A 17,929-nucleotide genomic window follows, 5' to 3' on the forward strand; every position below is an offset into this window, starting at 1 on the left:
TTCCCCCTTAGTTCAGTTGGTAGAACGGCGGACTGTTAATCCGTATGTCGCAGGTTCGAGTCCCGCAGGGGGAGCCATATTAGAGAAAGCCTCATCACCCGATGAGGCTTTTTCGTATCTACTGATTTTGGTTTTGTTTCAACTCAGTTTCGAATCTCGCAGGGGGCGGACGGCGAGTTGAGCCATTTTTCAAAAAGCCAGACCTAGGCGTCCCCGTCGTTAGACTTGGCTTTTTTCGTTCTAAACGCCCCAATCTAGTAAGCTGGCTAACCAGTCAGCACTCTCACTTCTTCCCCATAGGCTGCAGAGCCTGTCACGCCGTTTAGACGCCAAAAGCCACTTCTTGCCATGGGTAGGATCAAAAAAGCCAGTGAACAGGTCACTGGCTTTGTCTGAGTCGATAGTCAGGCTATCAGGCTTTCACGCCTTGCTGCTGGTTAAGCATGGCCACTTCACTGTTGAGCGAATCCAGCTTAGCCTTCATCTGCTCATGGCACAGGTTGGACAGCTTACGCACGTCTTCTTTGCGGTAGCCTTCGGTGGAAATAGGCGGCAACATTTCAACGATCACATGGCCGTTGTTCCAGCGATTCAGTTTCAGGCCGTCAGTTGAGCTACAGACAATAGGAATAATCGGCACACCGGCACCTATCGCCGCATGAAAGGCACCAGTCTTAAACGGTAATAGACCGCGGCCACGGGAACGGGTACCTTCCGGGAACATCCAGATCGACACATCGCTCTGTTTAATGCTGTTCACCACCTGGTCAATCGTGCCTTTGGCTTTCGAGCGGTTAGCCCGGTCGATCAGAATATTGCCTGTCAGCCAGTACAGCTGACCAAACAGAGGGAACCACGCCAGGCTCTTTTTACCTACCGTGACCACTTTAGGCGTCACCGCCGCCGACACGGTAAACATGTCCCAGTTATTCTGGTGGTTGGCGATATAAATGTGCTGGCCGCGCTGATAGGCATCTTCTGGAATACGCAGCTCCAGCTTAATACCAAACAGTTTAGACAAAGCGGCAAAATAGCGGCCAAAGGTAAAGACATGTTTTGGGTTGCGCGGGCTTAACAAGCAGTAGCCGCAACCAAACACAAACATGACAACTGCCCATACAGCAACCGCCACTACACGTAAAAGTGCAATCATGAAATCTGTTCTCCGGGGAGCAGGGAAGCAAAAACATTCCTACCGCTCACCTCATTTACAACTGAAAAAAAACCGAAACCAGAGTTTCGGCTTACATCCGTGCGCTCATTCTAACCCGACTCGCGAAAACGCTCAATATTTGCGCCCAATGCCGTGAGCTTATCTTCGATTTTCTCGTAACCGCGGTCGATATGGTAAATACGGTCAACCACCGTTTCGCCTTGCGCGATGCAGCCGGCAATCACCAGGCTGGCCGATGCGCGCAGGTCTGTCGCCATTACCTGAGCAGCGCTGAGATGGTCAGTATCACCACAGATAACGGTGTTGCCTTCGATCTCGGCTTTAGCGCCCATCCGCAGCAGTTCCGGTACATGCATAAAACGGTTTTCAAAAATCGTTTCGGTAATCACGCCACTGCCTTTGGCCATCATATTCAACAGCGTAAACTGCGCCTGCATATCGGTTGGGAAGCCCGGATGCGGTGCGGTGCGTATCGTGACCGCTTTCAGCTCTCTGTCGGTCATATCCAGGCTGATCCAGTCATCACCCGTTTCAACCTTAGCACCGGCTTCTTCCAGTTTAGCCAGTACCGCTTCCAGCAGGTGGGCGTTGGTATTACGGCAGGTGACTTTACCGCCTGATACCGCCGCTGCGACCAGAAACGTACCGGTTTCAATCCGGTCAGCCACCACCTGGTGTCGACCACCGCCGAGGCGCTCGACACCTTCAATGGTAATCGTATCGCTGCCGGCACCACTGATTTTGGCGCCTAATTCATTGAGGAAATTCGCGGTATCGACAATTTCTGGCTCGCGGGCCGCATTGTCGAGTACCGTTTTACCTTCTGCCAGTGTCGCCGCACACATAATGGTGATGGTGGCACCAACGCTGACTTTGTCCATCACGATATGCGCCCCTTTGAGACGACCGTCTACGTGTGCTTTCACGTAACCGTCTTCCAGGGTAATCGTCGCGCCTAACTGCTCCAGACCATGGATATGCAGGTCTACCGGACGGGCACCGATAGCGCAACCGCCTGGCAGTGAGACCTGGCCCTGACCAAAGCGGGCCACTAGCGGGCCCAGAGCCCAGATAGATGCACGCATGGTTTTAACCAGATCATAGGGCGCGCAGTATTCGTTGATACTGCTTGGGTCGACATGGACTGAACCGTTGCGGGTCACTTTTGCCCCCAGGCGTTTCAGCAGTTCCATCGTGGTGTCAATGTCACGCAAGTGCGGCACATTGGCTACTTCTACCGGCTGCTCTGCCAGAATAGAAGCAAATAAAATTGGTAGTGCGGCGTTTTTGGCGCCAGAGATCGTTACTTCACCAACCAGCGGTTGGTTCGATCCAACAACTCGAAACTTTTCCATTCAAAAACCTTACAGCGACATCAGTTTTTTATCGCGGGCCCACTCTTCGGGCGTGTACGCTTTGATTGATACCGCGTGGATGTCATTGCGTTGAATGTACTCCATCAATGGGGCATAAATCAGTTGTTGTTTCTTCACCCGGCTCATACCTTCAAAACTGGCATCTACCGCGATGACTTCAAAATGGCTGCCTTCGCCTTTAACATGCACTTCTTCCAGAGTGAGTGCCTGTTCTAAAATCTGTTGTACTTGTGTACTTTCCACAATTTACCCCTGCTTAACGCTTAATGTGTTTCGCTAATATCTGTGACACGTTACTTAGCTGAAACAAAGTACTCAGCTGCTCTGGCACGAAACTGAGCATTATATGACAGTTTTGCTTTTTTGCATGCTCTATTAAGTGAATTAACATCACCATCCCGGCAGAATCTACCCGGCCGACTTTATCCAGCGCGACTTCAACCTGCTCAGCGGCCGGTTTCCACTGCTGGGCCAGCGGCCACAATTCGGGAACCGTATCCCGATCGAGCGCGCCAAGCAGTATGATTTTGTCTTCGCTAGGCTGCTGCCATTGTGCGTGTGCCATTATTGGTTGCTCTCCAGCGCAATCGGCCGTTTGGCCTGCTCTTCGAGATCTTTGGCCACCGCCAGAATGCCGTCTTTACGCAATTTACCGCTCCACTCAGACTGCTTGCTGGACAGCATAGAGACACCTTCCGCGACCATATCAAACGCCAGCCACTCGCCAGTGTCTTTCTCGCGTCTGAGCTTGAATTCCAGTTTGATATTGGGCCTCGGCGAATCAATGATGTCGACTTTAACCGTGGTAATACGGCGATCTTCATCCACCGGTATCTCAGGGCCAAATTCGATCACCTGATCGGTATACTGAGTCAGTACCTGGGCATAAGAGCGCACCAAGTAGCCGCGAAACGCGTCAATAAAGGTCATCACGTCGGCGCGTTTGGCCCCTTTCAGGTTCGGCCCTAGCAGCTTCAGCGCCGCATACTGCACATTGACATAATCCAGCAGTTCTTCTTCGACAACCGTCTTGAGGTAATCGGGATTCTGCTTGATCTTGTCCTGTTCTGCTTTCAGCCTGGTAAAGGTCTGTTCAGACACCAGCTTCATCATCTGATAAGGCTGGGTTTTATCGATTGTGGCTGCCGTGCTAATCGAGATGGCGCATAACCATCCCAACAGGACAAAAAGGCCTTTTTTCACCATCGAGATCACTCCTCACTACTCTCTTTCGGACTGCTATCTTTCGGGTTACCCATGCTGTACAGCACCTGACCAATCAAGTCCTCCAGGACCAGCGCCGACTTGGTATCTTCAATGTAGTCGCCATCGACCAGCATCTGTTCATCTTCAAAGATGAAGCCCGGCGTCAAACCGATATACTGCTCACCGATCAGACCAGAAGTCAGGATCTGGACACTGGAAGTGTCAGGAAACTGATCGTACTGACTGTTGATCGACATCGAGACGATCGGCAGCAGCGATTCCGGATCCAGGGTGATGTTACTGACCCGGCCGATCACTACCCCGCCCACTTTGACCGGTGAACGGACTTTCAGGCTACCGATATTGTCAAACTCTGCATTGATTACGTAAGTATCATTGCTTCCCAGCCCCTTAACGTCAGCAACTTGAAAAATCATTACCAAAACGGCGCAAATTCCCGCTAAAACGAAGCTGCCAACCCATAATTCTAATTTTCTTGTTTGTTGCATGATCAATTCCCAAACATCAATGCAGTTAGTACGAAGTCTAGCCCAAGAACCGCCAGAGACGAATGCACGACGGTACGTGTTGTCGCCTGGCTGATCCCCTCAGAAGTGGGCACCGAGTCATAACCGTTAAACAGCGCAATCCAGGTAATAGTCACGGCGAAAACCAGGCTCTTGATCAGGCTGTTGCCTATATCCTGCCCCAGCTCCACCGACGCCTGCATCGCTGACCAGAAGCTGCCGTGGTCGATGCCTTTCCAGTCAACCCCAACCAACTGGCCACCATAAATCCCCACCGCCATAAAGATCATCGCCAGCAGCGGCATAGAGATAAGCCCCGCCCACAGACGTGGTGCGATGATGCGTTTCAGCGGATCCACCGCCATCATCTCCAGGCTGGATAACTGTTCTGTTGCTTTCATCAGGCCAATCTCTGCGGTCAGCGCCGACCCTGCCCGACCAGCAAACAGCAGCGCAGTTACCACCGGGCCCAGTTCACGCAACAGTGACAGTGCGACCATTTGTCCCAGCGCCCCTTCGGCGCCAAAGTCGACTAAAATCACATAGCCTTGCAGGCTGAGCACCATGCCGATAAACAGCCCTGACAATACGATGATCGCCAGTGACTGCACCCCAACACTATAAAGTTGCTTGATCAGCAGCGGAAAGTTTTTGATCGGCTGAGGTCTGGCCGTCAGCGCACCAAACAGCATCAGGCTGGCACGGCCAAATGACGCCGAGATATCCAGCCAGCGGCGGCCCACAGCCGCAATCGAATTTGTTATCGAAGCCATGTTTAAAATAGATCCTCTTCCAGGCTCTGCGCCGGATAGCGGAACGGTACCGGCCCATCAGCATTACCCTGCAAAAACTGTTGTACCCGGTCATCCTGATTCTGGCGCAACTGCTCCGGTGTGCCACTGGCGATCACTTTATTATCGGCCAGCAGGTAGACCCAATCGGCAATCGACATCACTTCCGGCACGTCGTGAGACACCACCACCGATGTCAGCCCCAGGGCGGAATTCAGTTTACTGATCAGTTCCACCAGCACCCCCATAGTAATCGGATCCTGACCGGCAAACGGTTCATCATACATGATCAGTTCCGGGTCGAGAGCAATCGATCTGGCCAACGCCGCCCGGCGCGCCATCCCGCCGGACAGTTCACTTGGCATCAACTGGGCTGCGCCACGAAGTCCGACCGCTTCGAGTTTAAGTAGCACCAGGGTGCGGATCAGGCTTTCATCCAACTGGGTATGTTCACGCAGTGGAAACGCCACATTGTCGTACACCGACAGGTCAGTGAACAGCGCACCTGACTGGAATAACATACTCATCTTCTTTCTTACTGCGTAAAGCTGCTTACGGTTCAGAGTGGGAATATTGACGCCATCAAACCAGATTTCCCCTTGTTCCGGCGCTATCTGACCGGCAATCAAACGTAATAAAGTGGTTTTACCGATCCCCGACGGGCCCATGATGGCGGTAATTTTGCCTTTGGGAACGTGCAGGCTGACGTCATCAAAAATGGTGCGCTCCCCCCGATTAAAGGAGAGATGATTAATCGTGACTAGATCTGCTGCTGCCATGCCTACCTCGAGAGCAATCCGTTGGCTACTGATACGAAAAAGCAATCATAAGCACTATAGGGAACAATTAAAAGCACTGTACAATTAATTCGATAGCCTAACTGCCTATCTTTTCAAGCAAACTGACACCCGTCACCAACTCCCCTGCAATGACCTGAGCACAATTTCTTTGATGTTCAGCTTCCATTTTACACAGCAAACCGTCAAAATTAGCGGTTAAACCATTCAGTTGTTCACCAATTAGGAATCACCATGTTTGAAGCCGTTGCCTTGCTTGTCGTAGGTCTAGTTTTATTGGTTTGGAGTGCGGATAAGCTGGTTTTTGGCGCCGCTGCCCTGGCCCGCAACGTTGGAATTTCTCCGCTGGTGATCGGTATGACTATACTGGCCATGGGCTCTTCGGCGCCTGAAATGATGGTTTCTGCTACCGCGGCACTGGAAGGCAAATCGAATACCGCAGTGGGTAACGTATTAGGGTCTAATATCGCCAATATCGCGTTGATCTTGGGGATAACCGCGTTGATCAAACCGTTATCCATCAGTTCAGGTGTACTGAGACGTGAACTGCCACTGATGATCATGGTGACGCTGCTGGCCGGTTACATACTGAGTGATAATCACCTTGGCTACAGCGAAGGTATTTTGCTGTTCGTATTGTTTGCGCTATTTATTCTCACCATGCTGCATATCAGCCGACGCGAAAAACAGCGTGGTGATGCCATGCTGGACGATCAGGAGTCCGAAATCCCAGAAGGGGTCAGCAGCGGTAAAGCGGCACTCTGGGTAGTGATTGGTCTTATTCTGTTACCGATCGCCGCTGATATCCTGGTCGACAGTGCGGTGGTTATCGCTAAGTACTTTGGCATGAGCGACCTGGTAATCGGCCTGACCATCATCGCCGTCGGTACCAGTTTACCCGAACTGGCCGCCTCGCTGGCCGGAGTGCTGAAAGGCGAAGACGACATGGCAGTCGGCAATATCATCGGCTCAAACGTGTTTAATATTCTGGCGGTAATGGGCATCCCCGGCATTCTTAATCCTTCTTTGATCAGTGAGTATGCCATGGATCGTGACTTCTGGGTCATGCTCGGCCTGTCGTTGCTACTGGTCGTGATGGCGCTGGGCAAATCACGCAGTATCAATCGTATGGAAGGCTTTATCCTGTTCGGCTGCTTTATCGCCTACCAAAGCTATCTGTTTATGAACATGGCCGCCTGACCAGTGTTGGCGGACAACAACAAGAGACTATCTATGTTTGATTACCGTAGTGCGGCTTTAAACGTATTGTCAGTGGAAGTCGCAGCCCTGCAACAGCTCGACCAGTATTTTAACCAAGACTTCTGCCAGGCCTGTGAGATGATTTTATCTAACCAGGGCAAAGTTGTGGTGATGGGTATGGGTAAATCCGGCCACATCGGCAATAAGATCGCGGCGACCCTGGCCAGTACCGGCACTTCCGCTTTTTTTGTTCACCCGGGTGAAGCGGCGCACGGCGACCTGGGTATGATAGAGCCGGGCGACATCGTACTGGCGATCTCCAACTCCGGTGAGTCTTCTGAAATCCTGTCGCTGTTTCCGGTACTGAAACGGCTCAATATTGGTATTATCAGCATGACCGGCCAACCGAACTCCAACATGGCCAAGCTGTCTGATATCCATCTGCAGATCACCGTGCCGGAAGAGGCCTGTCCGCTCGGGCTGGCTCCAACTTCCAGCACCACGGCGACACTGGTCATGGGCGATGCGCTGGCGGTTGCCTTGTTGCAAGCACGCGGATTCACCGCTGAAGATTTTGCCCTCTCCCACCCCGGTGGCGCACTGGGACGCAAACTGCTGCTGCGCCTGTCAGACATCATGCACAGCGGAGATGCACTACCGGTCGTATCGCCCGATACCCTGATCCGCGACGCCTTGCTGGAGATAAGCCAGAAAGGGCTGGGGATGACCGCAGTGGTGAAAGACGAACTGCTGGTCGGTATCTTTACCGATGGCGATCTGCGCCGCATCCTCGACAAACGTATTGATATTCACAGCACAGACATCGGCAGCGTCATGACTACTCACCCAACGGTGGCAGAACCAAGTATGCTGGCCGTTGAAGGACTGAATCTGATGCAGGAAAAAAGCATCAACGGCCTGATGTTATGCCATGAAGGACGCCTGGTCGGTGCGCTGAATATGCACGATTTACTTAAAGCCGGAGTGATGTAATGAGCCAGACAATCGACACTCTGTATGGACCGGTAAGCAGCGAACTTATCGCCATTGCCAAACAGGTCAAACTGCTGATCTGCGACGTCGACGGGGTATTTTCCGATGGCCTGATCTATATGGGCAATCAGGGAGAAGAGTTAAAAACGTTTCACACCCGCGACGGCTATGGCGTGAAATCGCTGATGAATGCCGGGATTGAAATCGCCATTATTACCGGCCGACAGTCTCAAATTGTCGAAAACCGGATGAAAGCACTGGGTATCTCCCTGATTTATCAAGGCCAGGATGACAAAGTACGCGCCTATCAGGATATCTGCCATAAACTTAATATCAGCCCTGAACAAACCGGATACATAGGGGATGATCTGATAGACTGGCCAGTAATGGAACAGGTCGCGCTGCAAGTTTGTGTGGCCGATGGTCATCCGCTGCTCAGACAACGGGCCAATTACGTTACCCAGATCCGTGGCGGGCATGGTGCGGTCCGTGAAGTGTGTGATTTAATACTGCAGGCTCGCGGTGAGTTAGAAGCACATAAAGGCTTAAGTATATGAGTCTGTCCCGTTTTGGTTACATTTTACTGATATTCATCGGTTCTTGGTCGGCGTATTATCTGTACGACCGAGACAGCGGATTCGACCAGCAGGTTGAGCCAGATACCGAATTGCCGATTTTCAGTGGTAGCCAGTTACAGAATACCTCTTATACGGACAAGGGGCTGCGGAGTTACGCTATTACTTCCGAGCACCTCGATCACTATGCTAAAAGTGGTGATACAAAATTCACCCGACCGGTATTAAAGGTCTTTCGCGAGGGGGACCAGCTGGAGTGGCAAATCACCGCTGAAACAGGCGTGCTGGATGATAATAACGTGTTAACACTGACGACCAATGTCACGGCCAAAAACTTACTGCCGGATTCCGGGTTTGACACCCTATCGACTGACTCCATCAGCATTCAGCTCGATAACCGGGATTTTTGGGCCGATACTCAGGTGACCCTGGTAGGACAACAATTTGAAACGGTAGGACAAGCGATGAAAGGCAATTTTGCCGAGAATACCGCGGTCCTCTATAACCATGTACAAGGTAGATATGAAACGCTCACACCTTAGTCTGATTGCGTGTTTAGTGTTATCCAGCCAGGCAATGGCGCTATCCACTGACAAAGATCAGCCGGTCTATATTGACTCAGACACCCAGCAACTGGACATGCAGAGCAACCAAGTCACTTTCACCGGTGACGTGCAGTTGAAACAAGGCAGCATCAATATCAACGCCGATGAAATTATCGTCACGCGCAATGCTAAAAACGGCGCGATTGAAGGGATTGAAGCCTACGGTGACCTGGCCACTTTCTCCCAGCTCACCGACGATGGCAAAACCTTATACGGCGAAGCCAAACACCTGCACTACAAGATGGTCGAGGATCAGTTGACCATGACCGACCAGGCGATGCTTTCGCAGGACGGCAGTGAAATTCGCGGCAGCAAAATACGCTACCAGATCTCGTCGCAAAAACTGATTGCTGACGGCAAGCAAAGCGGCGATCGGGTATCGACGGTTCTTCAGCCTCAGGCAGTACAGAAATAAATATGGCCATCCTAAAAGCAGAGCATTTAGCCAAGAGCTATAAAAATCGTAAAGTGGTATCGGACGTCAGCCTGCAGGTGCAGTCGGGCCAGATCGTCGGACTGCTCGGCCCCAACGGCGCCGGTAAAACCACTTCGTTTTACATGATCGTCGGCCTGGTGGCACGCGATCAGGGTAAAATCACCATTGATGATCAGGACATCAGCATCCTGCCGATGCACAGCCGGTCACGCATGGGGATAGGTTACCTGCCCCAGGAAGCCTCTATCTTCCGTAAACTGTCGGTGGAAGACAACATCATGGCGGTACTGGAGACTCGCGAAGAGATGACCCGCGAAGAGCGTCAGGACAAACTGGAAGATTTATTGGAAGAATTCCATATCCACCACATTCGCCACAGTGATGGTATGTCATTATCGGGTGGTGAGCGTCGCCGGGTCGAAATCGCCCGGGCACTGGCCGCCAACCCGCAGTTCATTCTGTTGGACGAACCCTTTGCCGGTGTAGACCCGATTTCGGTCATCGACATCAAAAAGATCATCGAACATTTGCGTGACCGAGGCTTGGGCGTGTTAATCACCGACCATAACGTCCGTGAAACACTTGATGTCTGTGAAAAAGCCTATATCGTCAGCCAAGGACACCTGATTGCAGAAGGGACACCAGAGCAAGTCCTCAATAATGAGCAGGTAAAACAAGTTTATCTCGGTGAACAATTCCGTCTATGATTAAAAGAAAGAACGGTAAGATTCTCGTATCAATAAGGTAAGTAATACTGAATGAAACCCTCATTACAACTCAAGCTAGGACAGCAGTTAGCCATGACACCTCAGTTGCAGCAGGCTATTCGCCTATTGCAACTTTCGACTCTAGACCTGCAGCAAGAAATCCAGGAAGCGTTGGATTCCAATCCGTTGCTGGACGTCGAAGATGGTAACGAAGATGTGGCCAACAATGAGGAACGAGAACTCAGTAACGGCGAAGACAAGACTGCGTCTGCTGAACTGAGCGAACCCGAGGTCAAAGACAGCTCTGACATGATTGAAAAATCCGACCTCAGTTCTGAACTGGAAATCGATACCACCTGGGAAGACGTGTACAGCGCCAACACCGGCAGTACCGGCATTGCCCTGGATGACGACGCCCCCATCTATCAGGGCGAGACCACCGAATCGTTACAAGATTACCTGATTTGGCAACTCGATCTCACCCCGTTCAGCGAAGTTGACCGCACCATCGCCCTGGCGATTATCGATGCGGTCGACGATTACGGCTACCTGACCGTCTCCTCTGAAGATATCCTGGAAAGTTTTGACAACGAAGAGATCGAACTGGATGAGATCGAAGCGGTACGCAAACGCATTCAGCAATTTGACCCGCTCGGTGTCGCGTCGCTAAACCTGCAGGACTGTCTGCTGCTGCAGCTGGCTACATTCCCGGAAGATACTCCCTGGCTGGCAGAAGCCAAAACGGTGCTGTCAGACCATATCGATCAGCTCGGCAACCGGGACTACAAGCTGATCATCAAAGAGACCAAGTTAAAAGAGGCTGACCTGCGCGAAGTGCTGAAACTGATCCAGCAGCTCGACCCGCGTCCCGGCAGTCGGATCACCGCCGATCACGCCGAGTACGTCATCCCGGACGTGTCGGTATTTAAAGATCACGGCAAATGGGTGGTCACCATTAACCCTGACAGCGTACCCAGACTGAAAGTGAACCAGCAGTACGCCAGTCTGGGCAAAGGCAACAGTGCCGACAGTCAATACATCCGCAGCAACTTGCAAGAGGCAAAGTGGTTGATTAAGAGCCTTGAAAGCAGAAACGAGACGCTCCTCAAAGTTGCAAGGTGCATTGTTGAACATCAGCGAGATTTCTTCGAGTATGGAGAAGAGGCCATGAAGCCGATGGTCCTCAATGATGTGGCGCTGGCGGTAGATATGCACGAGTCGACTATCTCTCGAGTGACTACCCAGAAATTTATGCATACGCCCCGCGGCATTTTTGAATTGAAATACTTTTTCTCTAGTCATGTCAGTACTGACAACGGAGGAGAATGTTCATCAACTGCGATACGCGCACTGATCAAGAAACTGGTGGCAGCTGAAAACCCTGCCAAACCACTCAGTGACAGCAAGATTGCAGCGCTACTGGCTGACCAAGGGATCCAAGTCGCCAGAAGGACGATAGCCAAGTACCGAGAATCCTTGGGAATTGCCCCTTCAAGTCAGCGAAAACGCCTGTTGTAAGGCCCCAACCGAGAAGGAAAGTCTATGCAAATCAATATAAATGGCCACCACGTTGATCTAACCGATTCAATGCAAGACTATGTTGAAAACAAATTCCTAAAACTGGAGCGCTTTTTCGACCACATCAATAACGTGCATGTGGTGTTGAAAGTTGAAAAGCTGCGCCAGGTGGCAGAGGCCACGCTCCACGTCAACCATGGCGAAATACACGCCTCTTCCGACGATGAAAACATGTATGCTGCCATCGATTCTCTGGTAGATAAATTAGTCAGACAACTTAACAAGCACAAAGAAAAGCTAAGTAGCCATTAACCATGCAATTAAGCGAAGTACTTTCACTGGACTGCACCAAGAGCGCAGTCCAGTGCTCTAGCAAAAAGCGCGCGCTGGAAATGATCAGCGAGATCGTCGCCCAACATACCGGACAAAACTCTACAGAGCTGTTTGAAAGCATGCTCAGCCGGGAAAAAATGGGCAGTACCGGCATCGGCAACGGCATCGCCATTCCTCATGCCCGTATGACCACCAGCGACAAAGCGGTCGCCGTTCTTTTACAGTGTGAGCAACCGATCGAATTCGACTCCATCGACAATCGTCCGGTGGATCTGTTATTTGCCCTGTTGGTACCAGAGGAGCAGTGCAAAGAACACCTGAAAACCCTAGCCAGTATGGCCGAGAGACTGAACGATAAACAGACGTTAAAACAGCTGCGCAACGCTCAATCAGATCAGGAGCTGTACGACATCATGGTCAGCCAGAAATAGGTTACCCGTCATGCGTTTAGTCGTTGTCAGCGGACAGTCTGGAGCCGGTAAAAGTGTCACCCTCAGGGTACTGGAAGATCTCGGCTACTATTGTGTCGATAACCTGCCGGTAAATTTGCTCGACGCGTTTCTGCGCTCGATTAAAAGCAGCAAGCAGAACGTTGCCGTCAGTATCGATATCCGCAACCTGCCCAGTACCGTCGCGCAACTCACCGAGCCACTGGAAGCGATCAAAGCCAGCGGCGATATCGATGTACAAATCCTGTTTTTGCACGCCAGTACCAGTACGCTGCTGAAACGCTACAGTGAAACCCGCCGGGTCCATCCGTTGTCCCTTACTCATGAAACGCTGTCGCTGGCTCAGGCGATCGAGCGCGAGCACACCCTGCTGCAGCCGCTGGAGCAGATCAGTGATCTGGTGCTCGACAGCAGCAACAAATCGCTGCATGAGCTGAGTGAAGAGGTGCGCCGCACCATCCAGGGCCAACCGCAAAAGCAGCTGATCATGGTATTTCAGTCATTCGGCTTTAAATATGGTCTGCCGTCCGATGCCGACTATGTGTTCGATGTGCGCTTTTTACCCAATCCGCACTGGCAACCCGAGCTGAGACCGATGACCGGACTGGATGCACCGATCAAATCCTTCCTGGAAAGCCATCCGGAAGTGATTGAACTGAAGCACGACATTCAGCATTTTATCCAGCGCTGGTTACCGCTGCTGGAGCAGAATAACCGCAGCTATCTGACCGTGGCGATCGGCTGTACCGGTGGTAAGCACCGGTCCGTCTACATCACGCAACAATTGGGTGAATACTTCGCCAGTCTGGGCCATCAGGTCCAAATCCACCACACCACCCTGGACTCAAAACAATAGGAACCTCCATGGCACAACTGAGCCGTACCGTACTGATACAGAATCGCCTTGGCCTGCACGCCCGCGCCGCCGTCAAGCTGGTGGAGCTGGCTCAATCCTTTGATGTGGTACTGACCATAGAAAATCATGAAGGTAAGCAGGCGACCGCCGACAGTGTGATGGGGTTGCTGATGCTTGAGTCTGCCCAGGGAGAGCACGTCACCATCAACGCCGAGGGCAGTGATGCCAGCCCGGCTCTGGATGCCGTCTGCCTGCTGATCGAAGATAAATTTGACGAAGGCGAATAGTCCTCTGCCTGCCGGGTTACTTTTTACCCGGTAGTACAATTTTATTTCTACCAGTCACAATAACTTATTAAATAAGAGCCAGATTTACGCTACTATTCACGCATTGTCAGTATAGAGAGTGAGGAGGAAGTGATGGCAGAGCAAATAGAATTCGACCAAGCTCACCAGGCCCTCCAAGAAGTGACCGAAGCACTGGAGAACGGTCGCTTTGTCCATGTTCGTCGCCAGCTTCAGGATATGGAACCTGAAGATATCGCACCGCTACTCGAAGCGGCGCCGAGAAAAAGCCGTGAAGTGCTGTGGCAACTGACTGACCCCGAAGATTACGGTGATATCCTTGATGAACTGAGTGAGGACGTTAAGGACTCGCTGGTGTCCAAAATGGCACCCGAGACCCTGGCCGAAGTCACCGAAGGGATGGACACCGATGACGTCGCCTACGTACTGCGTAGCCTGCCTGACGACGTCTCCCGTGAAGTTCTCGCCCAGATGGACGCCGCCGAGCGGCTGCGGATAGAAACCGCCCTGTCCTATCCGGAAGACAGCGCCGGCGGGATCATGAATACCGACGTGATCACCATTCGCGGCGACGTCGACGTCGACGTGGTGTTGCGTTACCTGCGTATGAAAGGCGAATTACCGGAAACCACCGATGCGCTGTATGTGGTTGACGAGTCAAACAAATTAATTGGCCACCTGCTGCTCACTACCCTGATCACTACCCAGCCGGATGTGCCGGTCTCCGATGTCATGGAAGATGCCGACGAAGCGCTGGAAGTCACCATGAGTGCCAGCGACGTTGCCAGCCTGTTCGAACGGCGTAACTGGGTATCGGCTCCGGTCATCGATGAGCATCAGCACCTGGTCGGCCGGGTCACCATCGATGACGTAGTGGATGTGATCCGTGAAGACGCCGAGCACTCGATGATGAGCCTGGCCGGTATGACCGATGAAGAAGATACCTTCGCACCGGTATTCAAATCGGCCCGTAAACGCAGTATCTGGCTCGGTGCCAATGTTCTGGCAGCCCTGGCTGCCGCATCGGTATCGAACATGTTCGAAGCCACACTGGATCAGATGGCGGCGATCGCGGTCCTGATGACCATCGTCCCCTCCATGGGTGGGGTGGCCGGTAACCAGACCGTCGCTCTGGTGATCCGCGGCCTGGCTCTGGGCCATATCGGTGACTCAAACAAACGTGAGCTGCTGATGAAAGAGGCGGCGATCGGCTTTCTCAACGGCATGATGTGGGCGCTGATCATCGGCGGTATTGTGGTGGTGTGGAAAGATAACTGGATGCTCGGCGGCATTATCTCTGCTGCCATGATGACCAACCTGCTGGTCGCCGGCATTTCCGGGGTAACCATCCCTATCCTGCTGAAGAAAATGAACATTGACCCGGCATTGGCCGGCGGTATGGCGTTAACCACAGTTACCGACGTGGTCGGTCTGTCGGTGTTCCTCGGCCTGGCCACGCTGGTCATTTAGTCTCTCTGACCAGCGGTATGAGACAAAAAAAGCTTGGCATCCGGCCAAGCTTTTTTTTTGCGCGGTGATTGTCTCGCGGCATGTTCAGTGCGCGTTATTCACCGGCGACTTTCATCGCTTCAAGCAGAATCGAACCGGTCTGGATCTGCGAGCGGGTTTCCACGTCGCTGCCCACCGCCACAATGCGCTGGTACATGTCTGCCAGGTTACCCGCGATGGTAATGCCGGAAACCGGATACTGAATCTGACCATTTTCGACCCAGAAACCGGCCGCGCCACGCGAGTAATCACCGGTGACGGTATTGACACCCTGACCCATCACTTCAGTTACCAGTAAGCCGGTACCCAGTTGCTTAAGCATGGCGTCAAAGTCGCCGCCGGTGGCAGCAACAAACCAGTTGTGAATTCCGCCGGCATGGCCGGTCGGGGTCATCTGCATCTTGCGTGCCGCATAGCTGGTCAGCAGGTAAGTCGACAGCACACCATCGGTAATGATCTGACGATCCTCGGTGCGCACCCCTTCGCTATCAAACGGGCTGGATGCCAGACCGCGCAGCACATGTGGCCGCTCAGAAATGTTGAACCATGATGGTAGAATTGAGCTGCCCAGTTTATCGAGCATAAAGGAGGCTTTGCGGTAGAGATTGCCACCACTGATGGCCATTACCAGGTGGCCGATCAGGCCGGTGGCCACATCCGCGGCAAACATCACCGGGTACTGGCCGGTTTTCAGCTGGCGCGCATCCAGGCGCTGGACGGTTTTTTGCGCCGCCAGCTCACCGACCCGCTCCGGGGCCCACAGATCATCGCAGTGGCGGGCAACGGTATAGCTGTAATCACGCTCCATATCACCGTTGTCGCTGACGCCGATCACGCAGCAGCTGGTGCTGTGGCGACTGGAGGCATAGCTGGCCAGCAGACCGTGGCTGTTACCATACACCTTAACGCCGTAGTGGCTGTCGTAGCTGGCACCGTCGCTCTGCTTGATCTTGTCGCTGTACTGCAGCGCGGTATGTTCCGCGGCGATGGCGATCTGCGCCGCGCGATCCGGGTCTGGCGTATCAGGATGGAACAGGTCAAGATCTTTGATCTCCTGCACCATCAGCTCTTTCGGTGCCGGGCCGGCGCAAGGATCTGGCGAAGTGTACTGGGCGATATCCAGCGCGGCGGCAACGGTCTGCGCAATGGCTTTCTCGCTCAGGTCTGACGTCGAGGCGCTGCCTTTACGCTGGCCGCGATAAACGGTGATACCGAGCGCGCCGTCACTGTTGAATTCCACGTTCTCGACTTCGCACATTCGAGTGGACACACTCAGGCCGGTCGATTTGGTGATCGCGACTTCAGCCGCGTCCGATTGAGCTGAGGCCAACTCCAATGCCCGTGCAACCGCCGCTTCTAGCTCGGTACGTTGCTCGGCAACTTGCTGTATTACATCCATATCTAATCGTACTTGTCAGTGGTGTTTTTCATAGGATAACAAGATTTTCGCTTTCTCCCCATGATTGTTGTTAAAATAGAAGCAGAACAGCTAGTAATTAAGGTAAAACAATGGCTCGTAAAAATCAGAAAGCGCCCTGGGAACCGGAAGAAGAGATCATCTGGGTCAGCAAGTCTGAAATGAAACGCGATATGGAAGAGCTGCAAAAGCTCGGTGAAGAGCTGGTCAACTTAAAGCCTGCGGTACTGGAAAAATTCCCGCTTAGCGATGAGTTGTTCGCAGCAATCAAAGACGCTCAGCGCTTTAAGAACGAAGCCCGTCGTCGTCAGTTGCAGTTCATCGGTAAACTGATGCGCAACGAAGACCCGGAGCCCATTCAGGCGGCGCTGGACAAGATTCGCAATAAACACTCGCAAGCAACTGCGGTACTGCACAAGCTGGAGAATCTACGTGATCGTGTGGTGGAAGAAGGCGATGCTGCGATTGTTGAAGTGATGGAACTCTATCCGCAGGCAGACCGGCAGCGACTGCGTCAGCTGGCCCGTCAGGCCAACAAGGAAAAGCAGGCCAACAAACCGGCCAAAGCCTATCGGGAAATCTTCCAGATCCTGAAAGAGCTTAACGACGAAGAGTTTTAACCCGGCCAGGCCAGCAATTAATACCAAAGCCCGATCTTATCGGGCTTTTTTGATCCGCCAATCCGGCTATTGACCGGCGGCGACAAACTGCGCCAGCGCCGGACAGCAATGTTGAGCCGTCAGCTCGCGGATGGGTCCGGTCACTTCGATACGCCCCTGGCGCATAAAGGCAAAATCACTGGCGATCGCTTTGGCATCGCTCAGGTGGTGAGTCACCATCAGCAGGGTGATATTGCGTTCTGCGGCCAGTCTTTTTACCAGTTGCAGCATCTCTTCGCGCAGCAGTGGGTCCAGGGCAGAAAACGGCTCATCCAACAGCCAGATAGGGTGCGACTGGACAAAACAGCGCGCCAGGGCCACCCGCTGACGCTGGCCACCGGACAACGCCTTGGGCAGACGGTCGAGGTACTCCGTGAGACCGAGCAGCTCGGCGGCGGCCTCGGTGCGCTGCTTGATCTCGGCCTTCGGCGTCTTCGACATCGTGAGTGCGAACCCGATGTTGTCGCGCACCGTCATGTGCGGATACAGCGCGTAG

General features: G+C 52.8%; 23 protein-coding genes and 1 tRNA gene. 14 read left to right on the forward strand and 10 right to left on the reverse strand.

Going from position 1 to position 17,929, the window contains the following annotated elements; genetic code table 11:
- Window position 1: 1 nt before the first annotated feature.
- A tRNA-Asn gene (locus ACQY6F_RS14945) sits at window positions 2–77 on the forward strand.
- Window positions 78–412: 335 nt separating this feature from the next.
- On the opposite strand, the gene ACQY6F_RS14950 is transcribed toward ACQY6F_RS14945, so the two are convergent.
- The 8 genes from ACQY6F_RS14950 to mlaF all read right to left on the reverse strand — a co-directional run bounded on the left by ACQY6F_RS14950 (window position 413) and on the right by mlaF (window position 5,853).
- Complete coding sequence (locus ACQY6F_RS14950; RefSeq protein WP_428775498.1) at window positions 413–1,153, reverse strand: 1-acylglycerol-3-phosphate O-acyltransferase; 741 nt, start codon at window positions 1,151–1,153, stop codon at window positions 413–415.
- Between the two features lie 110 nt (window positions 1,154–1,263).
- Window positions 1,264–2,529 (reverse strand): UDP-N-acetylglucosamine 1-carboxyvinyltransferase, encoded by a 1,266-nt coding sequence (gene murA, locus ACQY6F_RS14955; RefSeq protein ID WP_428775500.1) that lies wholly within the window; start codon window positions 2,527–2,529, stop codon window positions 1,264–1,266.
- Between the two features lie 9 nt (window positions 2,530–2,538).
- Window positions 2,539–2,793 (reverse strand): BolA family iron metabolism protein IbaG, encoded by a 255-nt coding sequence (ibaG, locus tag ACQY6F_RS14960; protein WP_428775501.1) that lies wholly within the window; start codon window positions 2,791–2,793, stop codon window positions 2,539–2,541.
- Between the two features lie 13 nt (window positions 2,794–2,806).
- Window positions 2,807–3,115: an STAS domain-containing protein gene (locus ACQY6F_RS14965; protein ID WP_428775503.1), complete on the reverse strand. Its 309-nt coding sequence runs from the start codon at window positions 3,113–3,115 to the stop codon at window positions 2,807–2,809.
- Entirely contained in the window at window positions 3,115–3,756 is a 642-nt protein-coding gene (mlaC, locus tag ACQY6F_RS14970) for a phospholipid-binding protein MlaC (RefSeq protein WP_428775504.1), read from the reverse strand. The genes ACQY6F_RS14965 and mlaC overlap by 1 nt, the downstream gene beginning before the upstream one ends.
- A 5-nt stretch (window positions 3,757–3,761) precedes the next feature.
- Window positions 3,762–4,265, reverse strand: coding sequence for an outer membrane lipid asymmetry maintenance protein MlaD (gene mlaD / locus ACQY6F_RS14975; protein ID WP_428775505.1), 504 nt, complete (start codon window positions 4,263–4,265; stop codon window positions 3,762–3,764).
- Window positions 4,266–4,267: 2 nt separating this feature from the next.
- Window positions 4,268–5,056, reverse strand: coding sequence for a lipid asymmetry maintenance ABC transporter permease subunit MlaE (gene mlaE, locus ACQY6F_RS14980; RefSeq protein ID WP_428775506.1), 789 nt, complete (start codon window positions 5,054–5,056; stop codon window positions 4,268–4,270).
- Between the two features lie 2 nt (window positions 5,057–5,058).
- Window positions 5,059–5,853, reverse strand: a complete 795-nt coding sequence (mlaF, locus tag ACQY6F_RS14985; RefSeq protein WP_428775508.1) for a phospholipid ABC transporter ATP-binding protein MlaF — start codon at window positions 5,851–5,853, stop codon at window positions 5,059–5,061.
- Window positions 5,854–6,105: 252 nt separating this feature from the next.
- Here mlaF and ACQY6F_RS14990 point away from each other — a divergent pair, with 252 nt between their 5' ends.
- From ACQY6F_RS14990 to mgtE, 12 genes are all read left to right on the forward strand, one after another.
- Window positions 6,106–7,071, forward strand: coding sequence for a calcium/sodium antiporter (locus tag ACQY6F_RS14990; protein WP_428775510.1), 966 nt, complete (start codon window positions 6,106–6,108; stop codon window positions 7,069–7,071).
- A 33-nt stretch (window positions 7,072–7,104) separates the two neighbouring features.
- Complete coding sequence (locus ACQY6F_RS14995) at window positions 7,105–8,064, forward strand: KpsF/GutQ family sugar-phosphate isomerase (protein ID WP_428775512.1); 960 nt, start codon at window positions 7,105–7,107, stop codon at window positions 8,062–8,064.
- Window positions 8,064–8,621: a 3-deoxy-manno-octulosonate-8-phosphatase KdsC gene (gene kdsC, locus ACQY6F_RS15000; protein ID WP_428775513.1), complete on the forward strand. Its 558-nt coding sequence runs from the start codon at window positions 8,064–8,066 to the stop codon at window positions 8,619–8,621. Before ACQY6F_RS14995 ends, kdsC begins: the two co-directional genes overlap by 1 nt.
- Window positions 8,618–9,181, forward strand: a complete 564-nt coding sequence (lptC, locus tag ACQY6F_RS15005) for an LPS export ABC transporter periplasmic protein LptC (RefSeq protein ID WP_428775514.1) — start codon at window positions 8,618–8,620, stop codon at window positions 9,179–9,181. Before kdsC ends, lptC begins: the two co-directional genes overlap by 4 nt.
- Window positions 9,162–9,659: a lipopolysaccharide transport periplasmic protein LptA gene (gene lptA / locus ACQY6F_RS15010; RefSeq protein WP_428775515.1), complete on the forward strand. Its 498-nt coding sequence runs from the start codon at window positions 9,162–9,164 to the stop codon at window positions 9,657–9,659. The genes lptC and lptA overlap by 20 nt, the downstream gene beginning before the upstream one ends.
- 2 nt (window positions 9,660–9,661) lie before the next feature.
- The gene (gene lptB, locus ACQY6F_RS15015) at window positions 9,662–10,387 is read left to right on the forward strand and encodes an LPS export ABC transporter ATP-binding protein (protein ID WP_428775516.1); all 726 of its coding nucleotides are present in this window, start codon (window positions 9,662–9,664) and stop codon (window positions 10,385–10,387) included.
- 51 nt (window positions 10,388–10,438) lie between these two features.
- The gene (locus ACQY6F_RS15020) at window positions 10,439–11,905 is read left to right on the forward strand and encodes an RNA polymerase factor sigma-54 (protein ID WP_428775518.1); all 1,467 of its coding nucleotides are present in this window, start codon (window positions 10,439–10,441) and stop codon (window positions 11,903–11,905) included.
- 24 nt (window positions 11,906–11,929) lie between these two features.
- Window positions 11,930–12,217 (forward strand): ribosome hibernation promoting factor, encoded by a 288-nt coding sequence (hpf, locus tag ACQY6F_RS15025; protein ID WP_428775520.1) that lies wholly within the window; start codon window positions 11,930–11,932, stop codon window positions 12,215–12,217.
- Window positions 12,218–12,219: 2 nt separating this feature from the next.
- On the forward strand, window positions 12,220–12,669 hold the full coding sequence (gene ptsN / locus ACQY6F_RS15030) for a PTS IIA-like nitrogen regulatory protein PtsN (protein ID WP_428775521.1): 450 nt from the start codon (window positions 12,220–12,222) through the stop codon (window positions 12,667–12,669).
- A gap of 10 nt (window positions 12,670–12,679) precedes the next feature.
- Complete coding sequence (gene rapZ / locus ACQY6F_RS15035) at window positions 12,680–13,543, forward strand: RNase adapter RapZ (RefSeq protein ID WP_428775522.1); 864 nt, start codon at window positions 12,680–12,682, stop codon at window positions 13,541–13,543.
- Window positions 13,544–13,551: 8 nt separating this feature from the next.
- Window positions 13,552–13,830 carry an HPr family phosphocarrier protein gene (locus tag ACQY6F_RS15040; RefSeq protein ID WP_428775524.1) on the forward strand — a complete coding sequence of 93 codons (279 nt, stop codon included), beginning with the start codon at window positions 13,552–13,554 and terminating at the stop codon, window positions 13,828–13,830.
- A 132-nt stretch (window positions 13,831–13,962) separates the two neighbouring features.
- A complete protein-coding gene (mgtE, locus tag ACQY6F_RS15045; protein WP_428775525.1) occupies window positions 13,963–15,318 on the forward strand; it encodes a magnesium transporter in 1,356 nt (451 codons plus the stop codon).
- 94 nt (window positions 15,319–15,412) lie between these two features.
- Here the strand turns inward: mgtE and pmbA are convergent, their stop codons facing one another.
- Entirely contained in the window at window positions 15,413–16,756 is a 1,344-nt protein-coding gene (gene pmbA / locus ACQY6F_RS15050) for a metalloprotease PmbA (RefSeq protein WP_428775526.1), read from the reverse strand.
- A 110-nt stretch (window positions 16,757–16,866) separates the two neighbouring features.
- On the opposite strand from pmbA, the gene yjgA reads away from it, so the two are divergent.
- The gene (gene yjgA / locus ACQY6F_RS15055) at window positions 16,867–17,394 is read left to right on the forward strand and encodes a ribosome biogenesis factor YjgA (protein ID WP_428775528.1); all 528 of its coding nucleotides are present in this window, start codon (window positions 16,867–16,869) and stop codon (window positions 17,392–17,394) included.
- Between the two features lie 66 nt (window positions 17,395–17,460).
- Here yjgA and ACQY6F_RS15060 read toward each other — a convergent pair.
- On the reverse strand, window positions 17,461–17,929 hold a 469-nt coding region (locus ACQY6F_RS15060; RefSeq protein ID WP_428775530.1), incomplete at its 5' end, for an ATP-binding cassette domain-containing protein.

Origin of the sequence: Vibrio sp. (genome assembly GCF_050299255.1) — a bacterium.
Classification (GTDB): domain Bacteria; phylum Pseudomonadota; class Gammaproteobacteria; order Enterobacterales; family Vibrionaceae; genus Vibrio.

Coding starts and splice junctions, on each gene's coding strand:
- ACQY6F_RS15020 (WP_428775518.1), top strand. CDS start 10,439: ATGAAACCCTCATTACAACTCAAGCTAGGACAGCAGTTAGCCATGACA.
- mlaF (WP_428775508.1), bottom strand. CDS start 5,853: ATGGCAGCAGCAGATCTAGTCACGATTAATCATCTCTCCTTTAATCGG.
- lptA (WP_428775515.1), top strand. CDS start 9,162: ATGAAACGCTCACACCTTAGTCTGATTGCGTGTTTAGTGTTATCCAGC.
- ACQY6F_RS14990 (WP_428775510.1), top strand. CDS start 6,106: ATGTTTGAAGCCGTTGCCTTGCTTGTCGTAGGTCTAGTTTTATTGGTT.
- ACQY6F_RS14965 (WP_428775503.1), bottom strand. CDS start 3,115: ATGGCACACGCACAATGGCAGCAGCCTAGCGAAGACAAAATCATACTG.
- ACQY6F_RS15040 (WP_428775524.1), top strand. CDS start 13,552: ATGGCACAACTGAGCCGTACCGTACTGATACAGAATCGCCTTGGCCTG.
- mlaC (WP_428775504.1), bottom strand. CDS start 3,756: ATGGTGAAAAAAGGCCTTTTTGTCCTGTTGGGATGGTTATGCGCCATC.
- kdsC (WP_428775513.1), top strand. CDS start 8,064: ATGAGCCAGACAATCGACACTCTGTATGGACCGGTAAGCAGCGAACTT.
- mlaD (WP_428775505.1), bottom strand. CDS start 4,265: ATGCAACAAACAAGAAAATTAGAATTATGGGTTGGCAGCTTCGTTTTA.
- mgtE (WP_428775525.1), top strand. CDS start 13,963: ATGGCAGAGCAAATAGAATTCGACCAAGCTCACCAGGCCCTCCAAGAA.
- rapZ (WP_428775522.1), top strand. CDS start 12,680: ATGCGTTTAGTCGTTGTCAGCGGACAGTCTGGAGCCGGTAAAAGTGTC.
- hpf (WP_428775520.1), top strand. CDS start 11,930: ATGCAAATCAATATAAATGGCCACCACGTTGATCTAACCGATTCAATG.
- lptC (WP_428775514.1), top strand. CDS start 8,618: ATGAGTCTGTCCCGTTTTGGTTACATTTTACTGATATTCATCGGTTCT.
- pmbA (WP_428775526.1), bottom strand. CDS start 16,756: ATGGATGTAATACAGCAAGTTGCCGAGCAACGTACCGAGCTAGAAGCG.
- murA (WP_428775500.1), bottom strand. CDS start 2,529: ATGGAAAAGTTTCGAGTTGTTGGATCGAACCAACCGCTGGTTGGTGAA.
- mlaE (WP_428775506.1), bottom strand. CDS start 5,056: ATGGCTTCGATAACAAATTCGATTGCGGCTGTGGGCCGCCGCTGGCTG.
- yjgA (WP_428775528.1), top strand. CDS start 16,867: ATGGCTCGTAAAAATCAGAAAGCGCCCTGGGAACCGGAAGAAGAGATC.
- ACQY6F_RS14995 (WP_428775512.1), top strand. CDS start 7,105: ATGTTTGATTACCGTAGTGCGGCTTTAAACGTATTGTCAGTGGAAGTC.
- ACQY6F_RS14950 (WP_428775498.1), bottom strand. CDS start 1,153: ATGATTGCACTTTTACGTGTAGTGGCGGTTGCTGTATGGGCAGTTGTC.
- lptB (WP_428775516.1), top strand. CDS start 9,662: ATGGCCATCCTAAAAGCAGAGCATTTAGCCAAGAGCTATAAAAATCGT.
- ptsN (WP_428775521.1), top strand. CDS start 12,220: ATGCAATTAAGCGAAGTACTTTCACTGGACTGCACCAAGAGCGCAGTC.